The sequence below is a fragment of the Sulfitobacter sp. HI0040 genome, assembly GCF_001634885.1.
Classification (GTDB): Bacteria; Pseudomonadota; Alphaproteobacteria; order Rhodobacterales; family Rhodobacteraceae; genus Sulfitobacter.
Map to the genome: position 1 here is coordinate 14,523 of NZ_LWEX01000035.1, position 19,985 is coordinate 34,507.

Here is a 19,985-nt window from a genome sequence, read left to right on the forward strand (position 1 = left end):
ACGCTGATCTGCCTTGTCACCCGATTGCCGCGCCCCGCCGCCAAAGCCCCTGCGACGTATTCACCACGGGGCGCGAATAGGGCAGTCTGCGGCCATGTCAGCCCCACGTGAAACCGATCTTTATCCCCCGGTGAAGGCCTTTCTGGAGGATCAGGGCTATGTGGTGAAATCCGAAGTGGGCCCCGCCGATGTCATGGCCCTGCGCGGGGCGGAGCCGCCGGTGATCGTCGAGTTGAAGACCGGGTTTTCGCTGACGCTGTTTCACCAATGCCTCGCCCGCCTCGCGGTGGCGGAAGACGTCTACATGGCCGTGCCCCGGCAAACGGGCAAACGGTTCCTGAAGGCGTTGAAGGACAACACCGCGCTGGCAAGGCGGTTGGGGCTGGGCCTGATCACCGTGCGCCTGTCCGACGGTCTGGTCGAGGTGCATTGCGACCCCGGCCCCTATGCGCCGCGCAAGTCCGCGCGCAAGTCGGGGCGGCTCCTGCGGGAGTTTGCCCGCCGGCAGGGGGATCCCAACGACGGGGGCCAGACCCGCGCAGGGCTGGTGACGGCCTATCGACAGGACGCATTGAAGCTGGCCGTCTATCTTTTCGAAGCGGGGGCCAGCAAGGGCGCGATGGTGGCGCGGGAAACCGGCGTCACCCCTGCCACGCGCATGATGCGGGACAATCATTACGGATGGTTTGAAAAAGTCGACAAAGGCATATATGGCCTTACCCCGACGGGGGCCGAAGCGGTCCAGACCGCGGGTCGCCTGCTAGGCAGCGACTAGACCGGCAATACCATCGCAATTTCTCTTATTTGCCGTGTTGACAGGTTCAGCGCCTATCCCTAGCTATGCGCCATTAGCACTCAGTGAGGTTGAGTGCTAATGACTGAAAGGCCCCAGCCGGGGGCGCAGTCGATTGGAAGTAACTTTGAGCCTCAAGGAGCTGCAAAGATGGCATTGAAACCGCTTCATGACCGCGTGCTGGTACGTCGCACCGAAAGCGAAGAAAAGACCAAGGGCGGTCTGATCATCCCCGATTCCGCCAAGGAAAAGCCCTCCGAAGGTGAAGTCGTTGCCTGCGGCGATGGCGCCCGCAAGGACAGCGGCGAACTGATCGAGATGGCCGTGAAACCCGGTGACAAGATCCTGTTCGGCAAATGGTCCGGCACAGAAGTCACGCTGGATGGCGAAGAACTGCTGATGATGAAGGAAAGCGACATCATGGGGATCATCTCCTGACCACGGGAGACCGGGTAAACCGTTACCCGACCACATGACGCCGACATCAATTCAAAGACATATGGAGAAGAAACATGGCTGCTAAGGACGTCAAATTCGACACCGATGCCCGCAACCGGATGCTCAAGGGTGTGAACATCCTTGCCGACGCGGTGAAAGTCACGCTGGGCCCCAAGGGCCGCAACGTGGTTCTGGACAAATCTTTCGGCGCACCGCGCATCACCAAGGACGGTGTTTCCGTGGCGAAAGAGATCGAGCTTGAGGACAAGTTCGAAAACATGGGCGCGCAAATGGTCAAGGAAGTGGCCCAGCGCACCAACGACGAAGCGGGCGACGGTACAACCACCGCCACCGTGCTGGCTCAGGCCATCGTCAAGGAAGGCATGAAGTCGGTCGCAGCGGGCATGAACCCGATGGACCTCAAGCGCGGCATCGATCTGGCCACCACCAAGGTCGTCGAAGCCATCCGCGCCGCGGCCCGTGACGTGACCGACAGCGACGAAGTCGCGCAGGTTGGCACCATCTCCGCCAACGGCGAATCGGAAATCGGCCGCCAGATCGCGGATGCGATGCAGAAGGTCGGCAACGAGGGTGTCATCACCGTCGAAGAGAACAAGGGTCTGGAAACAGAAACCGACGTCGTCGAAGGCATGCAGTTCGACCGCGGCTACCTGAGCCCCTACTTCGTCACCAACGCCGACAAGATGACCGTCGAACTCGAAGACGCGATCATCCTGCTGCATGAAAAGAAGCTGTCGAGCCTTCAGCCGATGGTTCCGCTGCTCGAGCAGGTCATCCAGTCCCAGAAGCCGCTGCTGATCATCGCCGAAGACGTCGAGGGCGAAGCCCTGGCGACACTCGTCGTGAACAAGCTGCGCGGTGGTCTGAAGATCGCTGCCGTCAAGGCACCCGGCTTCGGTGACCGTCGCAAGGCCATGCTGCAGGACCTCGCGATTCTGACAGGCGGTCAGGTGATCTCCGAAGACCTCGGCATGAAGCTCGAGTCCGTGACCATGGACATGCTGGGCTCCGCCAAGAAGGTTTCCATCACCAAGGACGAGACAACTGTCGTCGACGGTGCTGGCGAGAAGGGTGAGATCGAGGCACGCGTGGCCCAGATCCGCAACCAGATCGAAGAAACCACATCCGACTACGACCGCGAGAAGCTGCAGGAACGTGTTGCCAAGCTGGCGGGCGGCGTTGCCGTCATCCGCGTCGGCGGCATGACCGAAGTCGAAGTGAAAGAGCGCAAGGATCGCGTCGATGACGCGCTGAACGCCACACGCGCAGCCGTACAGGAAGGTATCGTCGTTGGCGGCGGTGTCGCACTGGTTCAGGCCGGCAAGAAGCTCGAAGGTCTCACCGGCGACAACTCTGATCAGAACGTCGGTATCTCCATCGTGCGCAAGGCGCTGGAAGCACCGCTGCGTCAGATCGCGGAAAACGCAGGCGTCGACGGTTCCGTCGTGGCCGGCAAGATCCGCGAAAGCAACGATCTGGCCTTCGGCTTCAACGCCCAGACCGAAGAATATGGCGACATGTTCAAGTTCGGCGTCATCGACCCGGCAAAGGTCGTGCGTACCGCTCTGCAGGATGCGGCCTCCATCGCCGGTCTGCTGATCACGACCGAAGCAATGGTCGCTGACAAGCCGCAGAAAGAAGGCGCAAGCGCCGGCGGCGGCATGCCCGACATGGGCGGCATGGGCGGCATGATGTAATCTGCCCCCCGGGTAACTTTCGGAAGGCGCGCCCCCCGGGCGCGCCTTTTGCGTTTCACGGATCGTTCACGAAGCCCGCAACCGGGCTTTGCCAAAGTCTGCAGGGCAGGGTACGCAAGGCCATGCGCCTTGCCCTTCTCACTCTTCTGACGATGACCGCTTTCGCGGCAAATTCCATCCTGACCCGCATGGCGGTGGACGGGGGGCATATCGATGCTGCCGCCTTTGCGCTGATACGGGTGCTGGCCGGGGCCGTGGTGCTTGGCATGGTGCTGAGCCTGCGCGGCGGAGGGCTGCCGTTGTTACGGCGCAACCGGCTGCCGGGGGCCTTCAGCCTCGCGGCCTATATGATCGGGTTTTCCCTCGCCTATATGACCCTCGACGCGGGGCTGGGCGCCCTGATCCTCTTCGGGGTGGTCCAGATCACCATGTTCGCCCATGCAGCATTGAGGGGGGTGCCGCCCACCTTGCGACAACTGACAGGGGCGGGGGTCGCCTTCGCGGGCCTTATGCTCGCGCTCTGGCCTGGGCCGGGCGGGCAGGCCGACCCGGTGGGCGCGGCGCTGATGATCGTCGCTGGGCTGGGGTGGGCGGTCTATACCATCTCGGGCCGGGCGGCGTCCGACCCGCTGGCGGCCACTTCGGCGAATTTCCTGCTCTGCCTGCCCATCCTCCTTGTGCTGCTGGTCGGCACCGGGCTTCGGTTCGGCCTTATCGGCGTAGGGCTGGGGATCGTCTGCGGGGGGCTGACCTCGGGGCTTGGCTATGCGCTGTGGTACAGTGTTCTGCCAAGGCTCGACCAATCTGTCGCCGCCGTTGTCCAGCTCAGCGTGCCGATCATCGCGATCCTCGCGGGCGCTTTGCTTTTGGGGGAGATGCCCAGTGTCCTCACGCTCGCTGCGGCCGCGTTGGTGGTGGGCGGCATCTTCTGGGCCGTCACCGGACGAGCGGTTCCAGCGGGTCGTAGCTGACCGTCCCGTCCCGCCCGAAGGCCACCGCCCGCAGGCTGTCGGGCTTATGCGGGATTTGCGCCAGTTCCGCTTCGGTCAGCCAGCGCCTGTCGCTCACGATGCGCTGGGTATCTTCCCACGCCGGATCTGGGTTTGCCTGTGTTCCCGGCGCCAGTTCGCAGCGAAAGTACACATCCACCTGGTGAAAGCTGCCGCCGGGCACGTGAAACTCGTTCACGAGGCAGGGCGCGCCCACGACGATGCGTAGCCCCGTCTCTTCGTGCACCTCCCGCAGCAGGTTTTCGGGCAGGGAACTGCCCGCTTCGACCCCGCCGCCGGGGGCGCACATCAGGGGGCTTTGCCCATCGGGATAGGCGTTTACCATCAGCACCCGGTTTTCGTGCATCAGGATGGCCCGCACCGCGAGGCGGGGGCAGGCGCTGGCGTCGGGCAGATCGGCGGGCATCGGCGGACTTTCGTAAGGTCACACCGGGGGACCATTTCACGTTCGCCCGATTCAGTCTATCTGAAGCCCATGAAAACCCGCATTGCCCTACTGGTGGGATCATTCCTGCTGTCTGCCTGCGTCGCGCCGGTCGCAAAAGCCGATTGCGTGGTGCTGCTGCATGGGCTCGCGCGGACCGAGACTTCCTTTGCCCTGATGGAAGCGGCCTTGGAGGCCGAAGGCTACCGGGTCGAACGCCCCGGCTACCCTTCCACGGAGGCGACGGTCGAGAAACTGGCGCGCAATACCGTACCGGCGGCGATCAATGCCTGCGGCACCGAAAAAGTCGATTTCGTGACCCATTCCATGGGCGGCATCCTTCTGCGCTACTGGGTCTCCGAAAACGATGCGTCACGCATTGGCCGGGTAGTCATGCTGGCGCCGCCGAACCAGGGCAGCGAAGTGGTGGACGAACTGGACGACATCGCCGCCTTCGAATGGATGAACGGTCCGGCGGGCGCGCAGATGGCCACCGGGGCGGAGGGCTTGCCCGCCAGCCTTCCCCCGGTCACGTTCGAACTCGGTGTGATCGCCGGGTCACAATCGCTGAACCCCTATTTCTCCTCGCTGCTTCCCGGCCCCGATGACGGCAAGGTTTCCGTGGCCTCCACCAAGGTGGCGGGCATGAAGGATCATATCGTCTTGCCGGTGACGCATACGTTCATGATGAACAACCCGCGCGTCATCGCCCAGACCATGGAATTTCTGAACAACGGGCGGTTCGATCGCAGCATGAACTGGATCGACGCGGTTCTCGAAACGCTGCAATGCCCCGAAGGGGGCTGCCTGCCGGGGGTGGACGCGCCGGATGGTCAGCCTTGATCTGATCGGGGCCGAGGTGCTGAGCCCCGAAGGCCTGCACCGGGGGGATCTGTCCATCGCCGACGGTTTGATCGCCGACGAGCGGGCGGGCCGTAGCGTCGATCTATCCGGTTTTCTTGTCCTGCCGGGCATCGTGGATCTGCATGGCGATGCTTTCGAGCGTCACATGGCGCCGCGCCGGGGCGCGATGAAGCAGATTGACGAGGGCCTCGTCGCAGCCGAGGCGGAGCTTGCGGCCAATGGCATCACCACCGCCGTTCTCGCCCAGTTCGTCAGTTGGGAAGGCGGGTTGCGCGGCCCGGAATTCGCGGCCAAGGTTTTCGGCGCCATCCGCGATACCGGCCCGACCCTGCCCACCGACCTGCGGGGCCAACTCCGGTTCGAGGTCAATCTGCTCGATCTCTACGATGGCCTGCCCGACCAGATGACCGAATGGGGCGCGGATTACATCGTGTTCAATGATCACCTGCCGCACGACCGCCTGGCGGCGGGGCGCATGCCCAAACGGCTCACCGGGCAGGCGCTGAAGGCCGGGCGCAGCCCCGAAAGCCATCTGAAGCTCATGCAGGATCTGCACGCGCGCCGATCCGAAGTGCCCATGGCGCTCGACCGGCTCTGCGCCATTCTGGCGGAGCGGGGCATCACCATGGGTAGCCACGATGACCGGGACGCCGACCAGCGCGCGGCGTGGCGGGCGCGGGGTGTGGGGATCGCCGAGTTCCCCGAAACGCTGGAGGCCGCCGAAGCGGGCCATGCCGGGGGCGACGCCGTTTTGATGGGGGCCCCTAACGTGGTACGGGGCGGGTCGCACAACGGCAATCTTTCGGCGCTCGATGTGGTGATGATGGGCCAATGCGATGCGCTGGCCTCGGATTACCATTACCCGTCCCCGCGCCGGGCCGCCCTGATGCTGGCCGAAAGCGGCGCGGTGGATTTCGCAACCGCATGGGGGCTGGTCTCTTCCGGGCCGGCGGGGGTACTGGGGCTGACGGATCGCGGTATTCTGAAGCCGGGGATGCGTGCCGACATTACTGTACTTGATGCCAGAACCAAGCGGGTCGCGGCGACGATTGCCGGAGGAAAGGTCACCTATATGGCCGGTGAGGTCGGCGCGCGGTTTTTGCGCTGATCCCGACGTGTCTCAGCCCGCTTCCACGATCCTGTTGACGTGACCCATCTTGCGGCCCTGCTTGACCTCGACCTTGCCATAAAGATGCAGCGCGGTGCGGGGTTCGGCGGCAAGCTCCGGCACCCGGTCCATGTCTTCCCCGATCAGGTTCTCCATCACCACGTCGGCATGGCGCGATCCATCGCCCAGCGGCCAGCCCGCGATGGCGCGGATATGCTGTTCGAACTGGTCCACGGTGCAGCCATTCTGCGTCCAATGGCCGGAGTTATGCACCCGGGGGGCGATCTCGTTCACGATGAGGCCCTGCGCGGTCACGAAAAGCTCCACCCCCATGACGCCCACGTAATCCAGCGCATTCAGGATCCGCCCCGCAAGCAACACGGCATCCGTGCGCTGCACCATGCTCAGCCGGGCGGGGACGGTGGTGGTGCGCAAAATGCCCTCGCGATGGAGGTTCTCGCCGGGGTCATAGCAGGCGACGCGCCCGTCGAGCCCCCGCGCCGCGATCACCGACACCTCGTGGCTGAAGTCGACGAACCCTTCGAGCAGGGCTGGCGCGCCTGCCATGTCGGCAATCGCGCTCTCGGCGTCATCTTCGCTGCGCAGCCGCGACTGGCCCTTGCCGTCGTAGCCGAAGCGCCGCGTCTTCAGGATGGCGGGCGCGCCGATATCAGACAGGGCGGCCCGCAGCCCGGAAAGGTCATCGACGTGCGCAAAGGGCGCCACCTGCAGGCCGAGTTCCTGCAGAAAGGTCTTCTCGGTCAGCCGGTCCTGCGACACGCGCAGCGCCTCCCGGCCCGGGCGGATCGGGCGAAGTTGCTCGATCACGTCCAGCGCTTCGGTCGGAATGTTCTCGAACTCGTAGGTGACGACGTCCACCGCCTCGGCAAAGGCGCGCAGCGCTGCTTCGTCATCGTAAGCGGCCTGCGTCACCGCGTGGGCCACGTCGGCCGCCGGGCACGCCTCGGCCGGTTCGAAGACATGGACCCGCAGGCCCAGTCGCGCCGCGGCGACGGCGAGCATCCGGCCCAGCTGCCCCCCGCCGAGGATGCCGATAACGGCGCCGGTCTTCAGCGGTTCAGTCATCGGTGGGGCTTTCAGGGATGGAGGCGCTCAGCGCCCTGCGCCAATCATCGAGCCGCTGGCCAAGCGCCTCATCCGACAGGGCAAGGATGCCCGCCGCCATCAGCGCGGCATTGGCCGCCCCCGCGCTGCCGATCGCCATGGTGGCGACCGGATAGCCGCGCGGCATCTGCACGATGGAATAGAGGGAATCGACACCCGACAGCGCCTTGGTCTGGACCGGAACCCCGATCACGGGCACCCGCGTCTTCGAAGCCATCATGCCGGGCAGATGCGCGGCACCCCCGGCGCCGGCGATGATCACCTGCAGCCCCCGGGCGACAGCCTCGCGCCCATAGTCCCACAGCCGGTCCGGCGTGCGATGGGCGGAGACGATCCGGGTTTCATAGGCAACCCCGAGTTCATCGAGCAGCAGTGCCGCTTCGCGCATGGTGGCCCAGTCGGATTGCGAACCCATGATGATGCCAACGGGCGGGGTGGTCATGCGGCGGAACCTTTCGGTGGGACGTCAGAGCGCGCACTATAGTCAAAGCGAACCGGGGCGCAATGCGCCGCCGCGCCCGCTCAGGCGATGATATCGGGCGTCAGCCGGTCTTCGATCTGGGCGATCTTGTCCTTCAACCGCAACTTGCGCTTTTTGAGGCGCTGCAGCGTGAGCGGATCGGCCGTGCCGCGTTCGACGAGCGCGTGGATCGCATCATCGAGGTCGCGGTGTTCCCGCCGGAAAACCTCCAACTCGACGCGCAGCACATCGTCATTCTTCATCGACAGGTCACTGGGGGCAGTCATGCAAGGGTGATTCCGTTTGTCCCTGAAACCGTCAATATAAGCCCAACCGTCGCAATGGCATAGCCCTTGCACGGTTCCCTGCCGCACCCCATATTCAGTTCAGACGGCTGCCGATCTCGGGGCCGAAAGACTTGACTGTCGCTTGACTTGAAAAGGACGTGTCGCATGACGAAACTGACGCTGGCGTCGTATCCCCATATGCTGGGGTTCGAGCAACTGGAGCGTGTGCTGCAACGCACCGCCAAGGCCGGAAACGAAGGTTATCCGCCCTTCAACATCGAACAAACCTCTGAACTGAGCTACCGCATCACGCTGGCCGTGGCCGGATTTTCGGAACAAGACCTCTCCATAACGGTTGAGGATAGACAATTGGTCATACGGGGCCGTCAGGTCGACGACAGCGGAGACCGGGTGTTTCTACACCGCGGAATCGCCGCCAGACAGTTCCAGCGGTCCTTCGTTCTGGCGGATGGCGTCGATGTCGGAGAGGCCGTGATGGAAAACGGATTGCTGCATGTCGATCTCACTCAGGCCAAGCCCGAGTCGGTCGTACGGACGATCAAGATCAGGAAAGGCTAGGAATATGCATGAATTCGAAGCCCAGCAGAACGACCGTACCGTTTACGTGAAAACCATCGCGGTCACGGATCTGCCGCGCGAAGTGCGCGATCAGGCGGAAGGGCTGGAACAGCTCTATGCCGTCCACGATGCGCAGGGCCAGCAGTTGGCCCTCGTGGGGAACCGCAAGCTGGCGTTCCAACTGGCGCGTCAGCACGATTATGCACCCGTGCTGGTGCATTGACGCCCCGCACGCTATGACAAAGAGAACAGAGGCCGCCTCCGGGCGGCCTTTTTCATAGCGGAGGGGCGATGATCCTCGATTTCGACTGGGTGGATGCCTTTGCGGATGCGCCCTTTGGCGGCAATGGCTGTGCCGTCGTCCATGGCGGTGCGGCACTGCCGGAGGCGGTCTGCACGGCCTTTGTGCGGGAAACCTCGCTTGTGGAATGTACATTTACCGGGCCGTCGGAAAAAGCTGATCTGCGGGTGCGTTATTTCCTGGCGGACCGTGAAATTCCTTTCGCCGGTCACCCCACGATCGCAACCGTTGCCGCACTTGTGCACAGGGATCTCGTATCGGGCGATACGCTGATGCTCGAAACGGGGGCAGGGCTCGTCCCGGTAAAGGTCGAAGGCGATCTGATCACCATGACGCAACAGGTCCCCAGCTTCGGCCCGCGCGTACCGGCAGAACTCGTGGCAGCCGTGGGCGGGCTTGACCCGTCTGATATCCTCGGCGAGCCGCAGGTCGTCTCCACCGGCCTGCCCTTTTGTATCGCCGTGGTGAAGGATCGCACCACGCTCGATGCGCTCCGCCTCGACCCAGAGGCATTGGAGCGGTTTCGCGGTCGTCTGGGCGACACGACCCAAACGCCGATGGAACCCTTCTGGGTCACGCTGGGGGGTGGGACGGAAGAGGGCGATACCTATTCCCGCCTGCTGCTGGCGCCGCCGAGCCCGCCGGAAGACCCCTTTACCGGCTCCGCCAGCGGGGCCATGGCCGCCTATCTCTGGGCCGAGGGCCTGTTGGACGGCCCCAAATTCATCGCGGAACAGGGCCACGGCATGGGCCGCCCGGGACGTGCGCAGATCGAGGTGTTGGGCCCTCCGGATGCCATCACCGGCGTGCGCGTCGCGGGTAAGGGTCAGATCGTGATGTCAGGGCAGGTCCATCTGCCGGAACAGGGCGCGTACCGATGACAGCCGATCCGGCCATCGCCATCGCGCCCTACGGCACAAGGTTCGGCAAGACCCTTGCGCAAATCCCGCTCGACGATTTGCACTGGCCCTTGGGTCGTCCCCCGCGACTGGCGCAGGGCCGGGTGGCGGATATGGCGCCCTTCGATCACCTGATCTGCTATCCCAAGACGAACATGCATTTCCTGCCACGGCTGGGGAGCCCTGCGCAGCTCTCGGTGATGGTGGTGGAACCGTCGATCATTCACGCACGACATCTGCGGTATCTGCGCTGGACACACCGGCGCTTCTTCCGGGTCTTCAGCTACAACGACGCGCTTCTGGGGGCGATCCCGAATGGCGTGCTGCTGCCCTTCGGCACGACATGGGTGGCGGAGCCTGACCGGGTCGATACGACGAAATCGCGCCGCATGTCGTTGATTGCTTCGGCCAAGCGCGACCACGTGGGCCACCGACTGCGGCATGATATCGTGACGCGGATCCAGTCTGAAAAGCTGGACGTGGATGTTCTGGGACGGGGCTACGCGCCCTTCGACAGCAAGGCCGACGGGCTGGCCCCCTACAGGTTTTCTGTCATCATCGAAAACGTGCGGGAACGGAACTATTTCACCGAGAAACTGGTCGACGCCATCCTGTGCGAAACGGTGCCGATCTACTGGGGCTGTCCCAACATCGGCGACTTCATCGATCTCGCCTGCATGATCCAATGCGATAGCGAGGCGGAGGTTCTGGCGGCCATCAGGGATGCCGATAAGGCGACCTTCGACCGGCACATCGGCCCGCTGCGCACTGCCCGCGGGGCGGCGCTGCACTGGGCCAATCTGGAGCTTCGGGCCGCCACGGCACTGCGCGACAGCCTTTAGCAGGGCGCGGGTCAGGCGCGGATCAACCCCATGCTTTCGAGCTTCAGCAGCACTTGGTGGGCGCAATTGTCCACGTCGACGTTTTCCGTCTCCACCCGCAGTTCGGGGTTTTGCGGCTCGTCATAAGGGTCCGAGATGCCGGTGAATTCCTTGATCTTGCCTTCACGCGCCAGCTTGTAGAGACCCTTGCGGTCCCGGCGTTCGCATTCCTCGATGGATGTCGCCACATGGACTTCCACGAAGGCACCGAAGTTCTCCACGTCTTCGCGCACCGCGCGTCGGGTGGTGGCATAGGGCGCGATGGGCGCGCAGATGGCGATACCGCCATTCTTGGTGATCTCGCTCGCCACATAGCCGATGCGCCGGATGTTGAGGTCGCGGTGCTCCTTGGAAAAGCCCAACTCGCTGCTGAGGTTCTTGCGCACGATGTCGCCATCCAGCAGCGTGACAGGCCGGCCACCCATTTCCATCAGCTTGACCATGAGGGCATTGGCGATCGTGGATTTGCCCGAACCCGAGAAACCCGTGAAGAAAACGGTAAATCCCTGCTGGCTGCGCGGCGGACGGGTCCGGCGCAGTTCCCGGACCACTTCGGGAAAGGAGAACCACTCGGGGATCTCCAGCCCTTCCTGCAGGCGGCGGCGCAGTTCCGTGCCGGAGATGTTGAGGATGGTGACGTTGTCGCGGTCCTCGATCTCGTCCGCGGGTTCGTATTGGGCGCGTTCCTGCACATAGACCATGTGTTTGAAATCGACCATTTCGATGCCCATTTCCTCCTGATGCTCGCGGAAGAGGTCCTGCGCATCATAGGGGCCATAGAAATCTTCCCCGGCGGAGTTCTGGCCGGGCCCGGCGTGGTCGCGCCCCACGATGAAATGGGTGCATCCGTGGTTCTTGCGGATGAGCCCGTGCCAGACCGCTTCGCGCGGGCCTGCCATGCGCATGGCAAGGTTCAGCAGCGACATGGTTGTGGTGGCCGAAGGATATTTGTCCAGCACGGCTTCATAGCAGCGCACGCGGGTGAAATGATCCACGTCGCCGGGCTTGGTCATCCCAACAACGGGGTGGATCAGCAGGTTGGCCTGTGCTTCGCGCGCGGCGCGGAACGTCAGTTCCTGATGCGCACGGTGCAGCGGGTTGCGGGTCTGGAAGGCCACGATGCGACGCCAGCCCAGCTTGCGAAAATAAGCACGCAATTCGTTCGGCGTATCCCGCCGCGCCTTGAAATCATAATGCACCGGCTGCTGGATGCCCGTCACCGGGCCGCCCAGATAGACCGCGCCCGCCTGATTGTGCAGGTAGTTGACGGCCGGATGCTTGTCGTCGTCCGCGCCAAAGACCTTCTCCGCCTCGCGCTTCTTGTCCGGCGTCCAGCGGTCGGTCACCGTCATGGTGCCGAGAATCACGCCCTCCTGATCGCGCAGGGCGATGTCCTGCCCGATTTCCAGCTTGGCCGCGAAGTCTTCGGAAACGTCCAGCGTGATCGGCATCGGCCAGAGTGTACCGTCCGCCAGCCGCATGTTGTCCACGACGCCGTTGTAATCCTCTTCGCTCAGAAAGCCTTTCAGCGGGTTGAACCCGCCGTTCATCAACAGCTCCAGATCGCAGATCTGGCGCGGCGTCAGGTCATGGCTGACCAGTTGGCCGGCTTCGTTCTTCAGCTTTTGCGCACTCTCGTAGGAGACATAGAGTTCCGGGATCGGGGCAAGGTTGCTCAACATGCTCATGGGGTTTCCAATCTGGTCCGACACGCGGGCCAAGCCCGCTTTTGTGGCGCAATAGCGCCCGGGACGCTCCAAAGTCCACCCGGTGGGGTGCGAACCTCTGCGGAAAGGACCGGAATATCACAGAATTCGGCCCCGGCGGCACGTTGGTCCGTCGGGGCCGGTCACACAGGAACTTCGTCTTTCTCCGCCCGGGCGAAGGTCAGACGCTTTCCTTCACCTCGGCGCCGTATCCGAGCGGAAGTGACGTATCCTTGCCGGAATCGTCGCCTACTTCGGCAAGGAACCGTTCGGCCTCCAGCGCGGCCATGCAGCCCATCCCGGCACTTGTCACTGCCTGGCGGTATTTATGGTCCGTCAGATCGCCCGCGGCGAAGACGCCGGGGATGGAGGTTTCGGTGCTGTCGGGTTTCGTGACGACATAGCCGCCCATGTGCGTTTCCAGCGTGTCCTTGACCAACTCGTTGGCGGGCGCATGACCGATGGCAACGAAGACGCCCTTACAGGGGATGTCGGTGATTTCGCCGGTCTTGGTATGTTTGACCTTCACCCCCTCGACCCCCGGCGGGTTCTGGGAGCCATAGACCTCGTCCAACTCATGGAACCACAGCGGTTCGATCTTGGGGTTCTTCATCAGCCGATCGATCAGGATCTTTTCCGCCCGAAGCTCATCCCGGCGGTGGATCAGCGTGACTTTGGAAGCGAAATTCGTCAAAAACAGCGCTTCTTCCACGGCGGTATTGCCGCCGCCGATCACCACGATCTCCTGCCCGCGGTAGAAAAAGCCATCGCAGGTGGCGCAGGCCGACACGCCGAAGCCCTTGAATTTCTCTTCCGATTCCAGCCCCAGCCACTTGGCCCGTGCCCCGGTGGCGAGGATCACGGCATCGGCCATATAGGTGGTGCCGCTGTCGCCCTTGGCGTGGAAGGGCCGGGAGGACAGGTCGAGATCGGTGATGATATCCCCGATAATCTCGGTGCCCATGGCCTTGGCGTGGGCCTCCATGCGGACCATCAGGTCGGGGCCCTGAACCTCGGTGTCGCCGGGCCAGTTTTCGACCTCCGTCGTGGTGGTCAACTGGCCACCCGGTTCGATCCCCTGCACGAGGATGGGTTCCAGCATGGCGCGGCTCGCGTAGACGCCGGCGGTGTAGCCCGCGGGGCCGGAGCCGATGATCAGTACCTTGGTCTTGCGTGTCTCGGTCATTCGAGCCCCCGGTGAAAACATGACGTTCCGCTCGATATAGCCGCGCGTCTCGCCGCGTTAAACCCCCGGCGGGAGGGCCGCGGCAGGACGCGGAGGGGGCGGAAAGATTCTTGCGCCCCTGCGAAACAATATTGCGCGTGACGCGGGCGGTGCTATATGAAACGGCAAAAGTAGGGGGCGAAATGGCGGGCACACGGCTTGATCCCATAGACCGGAAAATACTTGCGGAACTGCAGGCGGACGGGCGTATGACGAACGTCGAACTGGCAAAGCGGGTGGGCATTTCCGCGCCGCCCTGCCTGCGCCGGGTGCGCACCCTGGAAGAAATGGGCTTCATCAAGGGGTATCACGCGGACGTTGACGCGCGCGAACTGGGGTTCGAGGTGCAGGTCTATGCCATGGTCGGTTTGGCCAGTCAGGCTGAAACGGACCTCAGCGCGTTCGAGCGGAAGTGCCAGGAATGGCCGCTGGTGCGGGAGTGCCACATGCTCAACGGTGAGGTGGATTTCATCCTGAAATGCGTGGCGCCGGACCTCAGCTCTTTCCAGAGCTTCCTGACGGGTCAGTTGCTCACCACCCCCAATGTCGAAAGCGTCAAGACGAGCCTCGTGATCCGTGGGGCCAAGGACGAGCCGGGCGTTCCCTTCGACGTGCTTGAGGATCGTTTGAAAACCTCCGCCTGACGTCAGCGCGCGGTTTCCTCAGCCCGCCTGCGTTTCCGGGGCGCGGGCATGGGCCAGTGGCCCGAAATCACCTATCTCGCTGATCTGCGGGAACATGGACAGGAACCGGTCCCGCAGGTCGCGCGGCAGATCGCGCAGCGCCGTCGTGCCGGGATGAAAGGATTCCACCGCCAGCCCGGCCGCATGGAATGTCGCATGCCGCTCAAGGCACAGATGAAACAGGCGCACCGGCGTGGGCGGGGTGACCTCGATCACGTTCACCCCATCGACGAACCGCCGCGCGGGGGTGAGCATGGGACCCCCGTTGCTGTCGCCGCGCAGATCATGCGGGGTCTTTAGGATACGCGCACCCGGCCCGAGCGTCAGGAAGGCATTCGGGCGTTCTTGACCGAAGCTGTCCGGCATGACCCGGATGAGCGGGACGCGCTTGCCCGTATCGGCGGGAACGAATGTGCTGGACCCGATCCAGATCACCTTCACCGCATCGCCTTCCGTGGTGCGGAGCATTTCGCCCGGCTGAAGGTCTTCGATCGCCACTTCGCCGTTCACGGTACGAATGGCCGTGCCCCGGGCGAAGGCGTTGAAGGCCGATTCGAAAAGGGGCAGGGCGGGGGCCGTGTTCTGACCGATGAGCAACGAACCGTCCGACCGAAATGCGGCGGTCTCATAGCTGCGATGGGCCTCCGGGCCGCCCAAGAGGGGGGTAGGGTCCATGCCGGACGCGGTCATAATGAATCCTCTCGGCGTGGCGGTCGGCTTGCTGGTGGGGCGGGGTCCTGTGGCAGTCAAGGGCATCGGTTTTCGCATTCCCGGCCGGGCAGGTCCCGTTCCGTGCCGGCCCCCACCGACAGCAGCGAAATCGAACGATGCCCAGCCTTATCTGGTTATCGAATGGCCTCAAATCGCCACGTTTCCGCCAAATTGTCAAAGATTCTGCCACATTTGGCCCCGTGGCGGGGGCAATAGACCGCTTATAGCGACCTCTGTTTCCGCGCAGGGCGGATCTGCGGCCTTATTTCAGCCCACTACGCAACGAAAAACCCCCCGCACGCGAATCGCGCCGGGGGGTTCCAGTGGGCCGCCGGGGAGTAGGGCGGCAAGGAGTGAGGTTGACCGGTCAGGCAGTCTTGGCGCTTTTCACGGCGGCTTCGGCGGCGCGCTTGGCGATGAACGCAGCGCGGCGGCTGCCACGGGCCCAGGGCATTACGGTGTCGTTCTTGGCCGCTGTTTCGACAATGCCCTTGATGAAGCGTGTGTTCGTTTTCATTTCCTGTTCCTCTGTCCGGTGTCCGCTGGTCTCTGCCTGCTCTCAAGGATCAATATGCAAAGTCATTCCGGCCAGTTTTGGGCATCGGGGCGAAAACTTCGTAAATTTTCCCGGTCCCGGAGGAGGCAGTGGGGCCTTTTTGCCCAAATCCAGTCAAGTTATTGATATTTCAAGAATAGCTTTGGGGTAACGGGACCAATCCAGCCGCCTGATGGGCATTGTTTCCGCTCTGACGATGCAAAATGAGGCGCGACCGGGGCAGGGGAGGCCAGATTCCGGCCCTCTTTGACAGTTCAGAGCGCGATTGCCGCGATCAGTCGTCCATAATCCGCTTCCTTGGCGTGGGTCGTTCTGCGGTAGGAATAGAATCGGGCCGGATCGGAATATGTGCAGTGCCGCGTCCACTCGGCCTGCGCCACCCCCGCTTCGCGCAGCCTGTGCAGCCCGAAGGCGGGCAGATCGAAAAGATACCTGTCCCCCTCTCCTTGGGCGAAGAAGCGGGCATGGGCAGGATCGAAATCCAGAAACGTCTCGGCGAACTCCGGTCCCACCTCATAGGCGCGCTGGCTGATCGACGGCCCGATGACGGCCCGGATGCACGAACGGGTCGCGCCAAGGTCGACCATCGCGTCGATCGTGGCGTCAAGCACCCCGTCGAGCGCCCCGCGCCAGCCCGCGTGGGCCGCGCCGATGACGCCCTCTTCCGGGCAGGCGAAAAGCACCGGCTGGCAGTCGGCGGTCAGCACGGCGAGCGCGATGCCGGGGGTCCGGGTCACCAGCGCATCGGCACGCGGCCGCTTGGCAAGCGGTTCGGTCACCGTCACCACATCGGCGGAGTGGATCTGGTGGACCCCCTGCAAATGCGACAGCGGCACGCCCATGGCCTGCGCCACCCGGGCGCGGTTGATCTCCACGATCTCGGTCTGATCGGAACTGCCGGTGCCACAGTTCAGCCCCGAGAATACACCCGAAGACGCACCGCCCCGGCGCGTGAAAAATCCGTGGCGCAGTGGCGCGAGCAGATCGGAGGTGAGGATTTCGAGGGTCATGGCTCCAATCCCGGAGGGGGGGCAGCGGCCTTGGGGTAAAGACCTGCGATCTTGAACAGGTTTCCCATTTCTTCTGGGTGCGTCAACCGTCGATGTGCCGCGACATGCGCGGAAAGGCTCGCGGCGTCCATTCCTGCGGCAAGCCGCTCTGCCCGGGCCGTGATGCCGAGCCGTTCAAGAAACACGCCCTGGGGTGTCACACGGGTCAGGGCGCTGTGCTCTACCGCCTGCGCCAAAGCCTCGAAATCGACATGCGCGGTGAGGTCCGCCGCCCCCGGCGCATCGAGCGGATCGACATGGGCGTGGTCCTGCAGGGCCTGCAGCGTGTCGCCCAGCGAATGCCAGTCGCCGTAATCTATGATCAGCGAGGCCCCGCCTTGCGCGGCGATCACGCTGTCCATCTTCGCGACAATGGGGGCAAGGGCAGGGGCGTATTCCACCACGTCGCCGTCGCTCGTTTCCGCCTCCCATTGGCGAAGCGCGGGCTGCGGGGCCGCTGGCCCCAGACCGAAGGACAGGCGGCCCTCCTTCAGGCCCACCTGACGTTCACGCCAATGCGCCCCCTGCCGGACGAATTGCCGGATCGGCAGTGCGTCGAAAAATTCATTGGCGATAACGAAAAGCGGCAGGTCCGCTGGCGGCTCGAACGTCGCGCTCCAGCGCAGGCGTGTCTCATGCGCGGCCAGCGTCTCTTTCTGCCGGGCCTGCATGGCCGGGGATGCTTCGATCAGCAGGACTTCAGCCGCCTCGACAAAGGCGGGCAGGGCCGCCCCCGCGGCGCGCAGCGCGTCGGCCATCAGGGTGCCGCGCCCCGGCCCCAGTTCGGCCAGCGTGAACCGCTCCGGCGCGCCCTGCGCCTGCCACGTCTGTGCAAGGCAGAGGCCCAGCAGTTCGCCGAACATCTGGCTGATTTCCGGAGCGGTGGTAAAATCGCCCTCCGCCCCAAAAGGATCACGAGTGGTATAATAGCCCATCGTCGGATGCATCAGGCAAAGCGCCATATAGGCATCGAGCCGCATCGGACCCTCGCGCGCGATCAGGTCCGCGATGTGATCCCGCAGGCTCATCCCCGCCGGCGGGCACGCACGATAAGATAGAGGCCGACAAGAATCATCGGCAGGCTGAGGATCTGGCCCATGGTCAGCCCGTAGCCGCCCACATGCCAGGCAAGGCCCAGCGGATTACCGGCAGAGACGAACTGCGCATCGGGCTGGCGGACGAATTCCACCAGGAACCGGGCCAGCCCATATCCCGCAAGGAACGTACCGCCGATCAGCCCTTCGTATTTCAGCGCCCCCCGGCGCCATGCCATCCAGAGCAAGAGACCGCCCAGCAGCAGCCCTTCGAGCAGCGCCTCGTAAAGCTGGGAAGGATGCCGCGCGCAGATGCCGGCGACGTCAGGGCAGAACTGTGCCGCTTCGCCGGGAAAGGCCACGCCCCACGGCAGATCGGTCGGACGGCCCCAAAGCTCGGCGTTGATGAAATTGGCCAGCCGACCGAGGAACAGACCGGGCGCGAGGCCAAGGCAGACCAGATCGCCGGTCGAGATGACCTTGATGTTATGGCGCAGCGTATAGAACAGCCCCGCAAGGATCACCCCCAGCGCACCGCCGTGAAAGGACATGCCGCCTTCCCAGACCTGTATGATCTGGGCGGGATTGTTGAGGAAATGCAGCGGCTGGTAGAACAGGACATATCCAAGCCGCCCCCCGATGATCACCCCGAGGATCAGCCAGAACAGCATGTCCTCGGCCTTGGCCGGCGTCATCACCGGCGTATCGTTTTTCCACAGGCGCGGCGCCTTCAGCGTCTGCACACAGAGCCGCCAGCCGATCAGGATGCCGACGATATAAGCAAGCGCATACCAGCGCAGGGCCAGATGGAATCCGAAGACATCGATGGCAAAGGCTTCGGGCGAAATGTCGGGGAAGGGGAGCATTGCGATCATGGCGGTGATTGACCCCGCGCCGGGGCGGAAGTCAACCTTGCACAGCGCCCCACAGGCCCCATATACGTAACGAATTGTACGGTGGAGACGACGATGCAGACGCGCAATAAGCTTTTCGACGACCTGTCCCAGATGATGACCAACGCCATGGGCGTGGCGCAGGGCGCGAAGGATGAGGCCGACAACGCCTTCAAGAGCATGCTGGATCGCTGGCTGTCCGATCGCGACTTCGTCACGCGGGAAGAATTCGACGCGGTGCGCGCCATGGCCCAGAAAGCGCGTGAAGAGAATAACGCGCTCAAGGCGCGGCTTGACGCGCTCGAGAAATCCGGCAAGGGCGACGCGAAGGGTTAACCCTTTGCCGCCCAATTCCCGGGCACTGGCCCGAAAGCCTATCCCGTATGTTGTGGTCGTGACGATTCCGTCCACAGCTTATTGCGGTTATCCCCCAACATTCGTGGTTATCCCCAGAAAAAGGGTTGCCAGAACCCTACTTTTACCCCCACCATATCTTGTAGGGCATGTGCACGGTCACACGCCCTGTAGCAAAAGCACCTAGCGATGGGGGCGGCTGACAGCTCCTACGCTGGTCGAATATATAGAGGTGACGAAATGGCCCTGTCCGAGCAGTACCTTGAAGAAGACATCCACCCCATCGATATCGTCGAAAATATCGCGGCCCATCATGAATGGGACTTCGACCGTATTTCCGACGAACAGATCGCCATGGCGGTCGAGGGGCAATGGCGTACCTATTCGATCACCCTTGCGTGGTCCGCCTATGATGAAACCCTGCGGCTGATCTGCACCTTCGAAATGGAACCGCCCACCGAAAAGCTGCCCGCCCTCTATGCCTTGCTCAACGAGATGAACGATCAATGCTGGGCCGGCAGCTATACTTTCTGGTCCGAACAGCAACTCATGGTCTACCGCTACGGGCTCGTCCTCAGCGGCGGGCAGATCGCCTCGCCCGAGCAGATCGACACGATGATCGGTGCCGCCGTCGTCAGTGCCGAGCGCTATTACCCCGCGCTGCAACTGCTGGTCTGGGGGGATCGCACCCCCCGCGAAGCGTTGCAGGTTGCCATTGCAGAGGCCTACGGGCGGGCGTAACACTGCCCCGGTCAAACCGGGGGAGGTACCATGAAGGACGACAGGATCGCCGCACAGGGTCTCGTACTGCTGGGCTGCGGAAAGATGGGATCGGCCATGCTCGCAGGCTGGTTGGCCGGGGGGCTGCCCCCCGGCCAACCAGCCTG

24 protein-coding genes are annotated in these 19,985 nt (G+C 63.7%); 13 read left to right on the forward strand and 11 right to left on the reverse strand.

Features of this window, described 5'->3' with window-relative positions; all coding sequences use genetic code 11:
* Positions 1–94: 94 nt before the first annotated feature.
* The 4 genes from A3728_RS03605 to A3728_RS03620 all read left to right on the forward strand — a co-directional run bounded on the left by A3728_RS03605 (position 95) and on the right by A3728_RS03620 (position 3,920).
* Positions 95–775 carry a DUF2161 domain-containing phosphodiesterase gene (locus A3728_RS03605; protein ID WP_067920346.1) on the forward strand — a complete coding sequence of 227 codons (681 nt, stop codon included), beginning with the start codon at positions 95–97 and terminating at the stop codon, positions 773–775.
* A gap of 168 nt (positions 776–943) precedes the next feature.
* Positions 944–1,231: a co-chaperone GroES gene (locus tag A3728_RS03610; protein WP_067920348.1), complete on the forward strand. Its 288-nt coding sequence runs from the start codon at positions 944–946 to the stop codon at positions 1,229–1,231.
* 74 nt (positions 1,232–1,305) lie between these two features.
* Positions 1,306–2,949, forward strand: a complete 1,644-nt coding sequence (gene groL, locus A3728_RS03615; RefSeq protein ID WP_067920350.1) for a chaperonin GroEL — start codon at positions 1,306–1,308, stop codon at positions 2,947–2,949.
* A gap of 122 nt (positions 2,950–3,071) precedes the next feature.
* On the forward strand, positions 3,072–3,920 hold the full coding sequence (locus A3728_RS03620; protein ID WP_067920352.1) for a DMT family transporter: 849 nt from the start codon (positions 3,072–3,074) through the stop codon (positions 3,918–3,920).
* Here the strand turns inward: A3728_RS03620 and A3728_RS03625 are convergent.
* Positions 3,886–4,365, reverse strand: coding sequence for an NUDIX domain-containing protein (locus tag A3728_RS03625; RefSeq protein ID WP_067920354.1), 480 nt, complete (start codon positions 4,363–4,365; stop codon positions 3,886–3,888). The genes A3728_RS03620 and A3728_RS03625 overlap by 35 nt on opposite strands.
* Before the next feature lie 69 nt (positions 4,366–4,434).
* On the opposite strand from A3728_RS03625, the gene A3728_RS03630 reads away from it, so the two are divergent.
* On the forward strand, positions 4,435–5,226 hold the full coding sequence (locus A3728_RS03630; protein ID WP_082850942.1) for an alpha/beta fold hydrolase: 792 nt from the start codon (positions 4,435–4,437) through the stop codon (positions 5,224–5,226).
* Positions 5,213–6,355 (forward strand): alpha-D-ribose 1-methylphosphonate 5-triphosphate diphosphatase, encoded by a 1,143-nt coding sequence (locus A3728_RS03635; protein WP_067920355.1) that lies wholly within the window; start codon positions 5,213–5,215, stop codon positions 6,353–6,355. Before A3728_RS03630 ends, A3728_RS03635 begins: the two co-directional genes overlap by 14 nt.
* Positions 6,356–6,367: 12 nt before the next feature.
* Here A3728_RS03635 and A3728_RS03640 read toward each other — a convergent pair whose 3' ends face one another.
* The 3 genes from A3728_RS03640 to A3728_RS03650 form a co-directional block, all read right to left on the reverse strand.
* Entirely contained in the window at positions 6,368–7,441 is a 1,074-nt protein-coding gene (locus tag A3728_RS03640) for a 5-(carboxyamino)imidazole ribonucleotide synthase (protein ID WP_067920357.1), read from the reverse strand.
* On the reverse strand, positions 7,434–7,922 hold the full coding sequence (gene purE, locus A3728_RS03645) for a 5-(carboxyamino)imidazole ribonucleotide mutase (protein WP_067920359.1): 489 nt from the start codon (positions 7,920–7,922) through the stop codon (positions 7,434–7,436). Before purE ends, A3728_RS03640 begins: the two co-directional genes overlap by 8 nt.
* A gap of 80 nt (positions 7,923–8,002) precedes the next feature.
* Positions 8,003–8,227: a YdcH family protein gene (locus tag A3728_RS03650; protein ID WP_067920361.1), complete on the reverse strand. Its 225-nt coding sequence runs from the start codon at positions 8,225–8,227 to the stop codon at positions 8,003–8,005.
* 165 nt (positions 8,228–8,392) lie between these two features.
* On the opposite strand from A3728_RS03650, the gene A3728_RS03655 reads away from it, so the two are divergent.
* From A3728_RS03655 to A3728_RS03670, 4 genes are all read left to right on the forward strand, one after another.
* Entirely contained in the window at positions 8,393–8,806 is a 414-nt protein-coding gene (locus tag A3728_RS03655; protein ID WP_067920362.1) for an Hsp20 family protein, read from the forward strand.
* A 4-nt stretch (positions 8,807–8,810) separates the two neighbouring features.
* Positions 8,811–9,029 (forward strand): DUF1150 family protein, encoded by a 219-nt coding sequence (locus tag A3728_RS03660; protein ID WP_067920363.1) that lies wholly within the window; start codon positions 8,811–8,813, stop codon positions 9,027–9,029.
* A 68-nt stretch (positions 9,030–9,097) separates the two neighbouring features.
* Positions 9,098–9,988 carry a PhzF family phenazine biosynthesis protein gene (locus A3728_RS03665; RefSeq protein ID WP_067920364.1) on the forward strand — a complete coding sequence of 297 codons (891 nt, stop codon included), beginning with the start codon at positions 9,098–9,100 and terminating at the stop codon, positions 9,986–9,988.
* Positions 9,985–10,848, forward strand: coding sequence for a glycosyltransferase family 10 domain-containing protein (locus A3728_RS03670; RefSeq protein ID WP_067920366.1), 864 nt, complete (start codon positions 9,985–9,987; stop codon positions 10,846–10,848). Before A3728_RS03665 ends, A3728_RS03670 begins: the two co-directional genes overlap by 4 nt.
* An 11-nt stretch (positions 10,849–10,859) precedes the next feature.
* On the opposite strand, the gene A3728_RS03675 is transcribed toward A3728_RS03670, so the two are convergent.
* Together A3728_RS03675 and trxB are read right to left on the reverse strand one after the other, a co-directional pair.
* Positions 10,860–12,575 (reverse strand): bifunctional sulfate adenylyltransferase/adenylylsulfate kinase, encoded by a 1,716-nt coding sequence (locus tag A3728_RS03675; protein WP_067920369.1) that lies wholly within the window; start codon positions 12,573–12,575, stop codon positions 10,860–10,862.
* Between the two features lie 199 nt (positions 12,576–12,774).
* Positions 12,775–13,779, reverse strand: coding sequence for a thioredoxin-disulfide reductase (trxB, locus tag A3728_RS03680; RefSeq protein WP_067920371.1), 1,005 nt, complete (start codon positions 13,777–13,779; stop codon positions 12,775–12,777).
* 182 nt (positions 13,780–13,961) lie between these two features.
* Here trxB and A3728_RS03685 point away from each other — a divergent pair, with 182 nt between their 5' ends.
* A complete protein-coding gene (locus A3728_RS03685) occupies positions 13,962–14,462 on the forward strand; it encodes an Lrp/AsnC family transcriptional regulator (protein WP_067920373.1) in 501 nt (166 codons plus the stop codon).
* An 18-nt stretch (positions 14,463–14,480) separates the two neighbouring features.
* Here the strand turns inward: A3728_RS03685 and A3728_RS03690 are convergent, their stop codons facing one another.
* From A3728_RS03690 to lgt, 5 genes are all read right to left on the reverse strand, one after another.
* Entirely contained in the window at positions 14,481–15,191 is a 711-nt protein-coding gene (locus A3728_RS03690) for a Hint domain-containing protein (RefSeq protein WP_082850863.1), read from the reverse strand.
* A gap of 388 nt (positions 15,192–15,579) precedes the next feature.
* A complete protein-coding gene (locus tag A3728_RS23385; protein WP_201722100.1) occupies positions 15,580–15,729 on the reverse strand; it encodes a hypothetical protein in 150 nt (49 codons plus the stop codon).
* A gap of 293 nt (positions 15,730–16,022) precedes the next feature.
* Positions 16,023–16,778 (reverse strand): peptidoglycan editing factor PgeF, encoded by a 756-nt coding sequence (gene pgeF, locus A3728_RS03695; protein ID WP_067920375.1) that lies wholly within the window; start codon positions 16,776–16,778, stop codon positions 16,023–16,025.
* On the reverse strand, positions 16,775–17,845 hold the full coding sequence (locus A3728_RS03700) for a class I SAM-dependent methyltransferase (RefSeq protein ID WP_067920377.1): 1,071 nt from the start codon (positions 17,843–17,845) through the stop codon (positions 16,775–16,777). The genes pgeF and A3728_RS03700 overlap by 4 nt, the downstream gene beginning before the upstream one ends.
* Positions 17,842–18,726, reverse strand: a complete 885-nt coding sequence (lgt, locus tag A3728_RS03705) for a prolipoprotein diacylglyceryl transferase (protein WP_067920379.1) — start codon at positions 18,724–18,726, stop codon at positions 17,842–17,844. Before lgt ends, A3728_RS03700 begins: the two co-directional genes overlap by 4 nt.
* A gap of 93 nt (positions 18,727–18,819) precedes the next feature.
* Here lgt and A3728_RS03710 point away from each other — a divergent pair, with 93 nt between their 5' ends.
* Both A3728_RS03710 and A3728_RS03715 read left to right on the forward strand, forming a co-directional pair.
* A complete protein-coding gene (locus A3728_RS03710) occupies positions 18,820–19,080 on the forward strand; it encodes an accessory factor UbiK family protein (RefSeq protein WP_067920387.1) in 261 nt (86 codons plus the stop codon).
* 258 nt (positions 19,081–19,338) lie between these two features.
* On the forward strand, positions 19,339–19,839 hold the full coding sequence (locus tag A3728_RS03715; protein ID WP_067920381.1) for a YbjN domain-containing protein: 501 nt from the start codon (positions 19,339–19,341) through the stop codon (positions 19,837–19,839).
* The last annotated feature ends 146 nt before the right edge of the window (positions 19,840–19,985 follow it).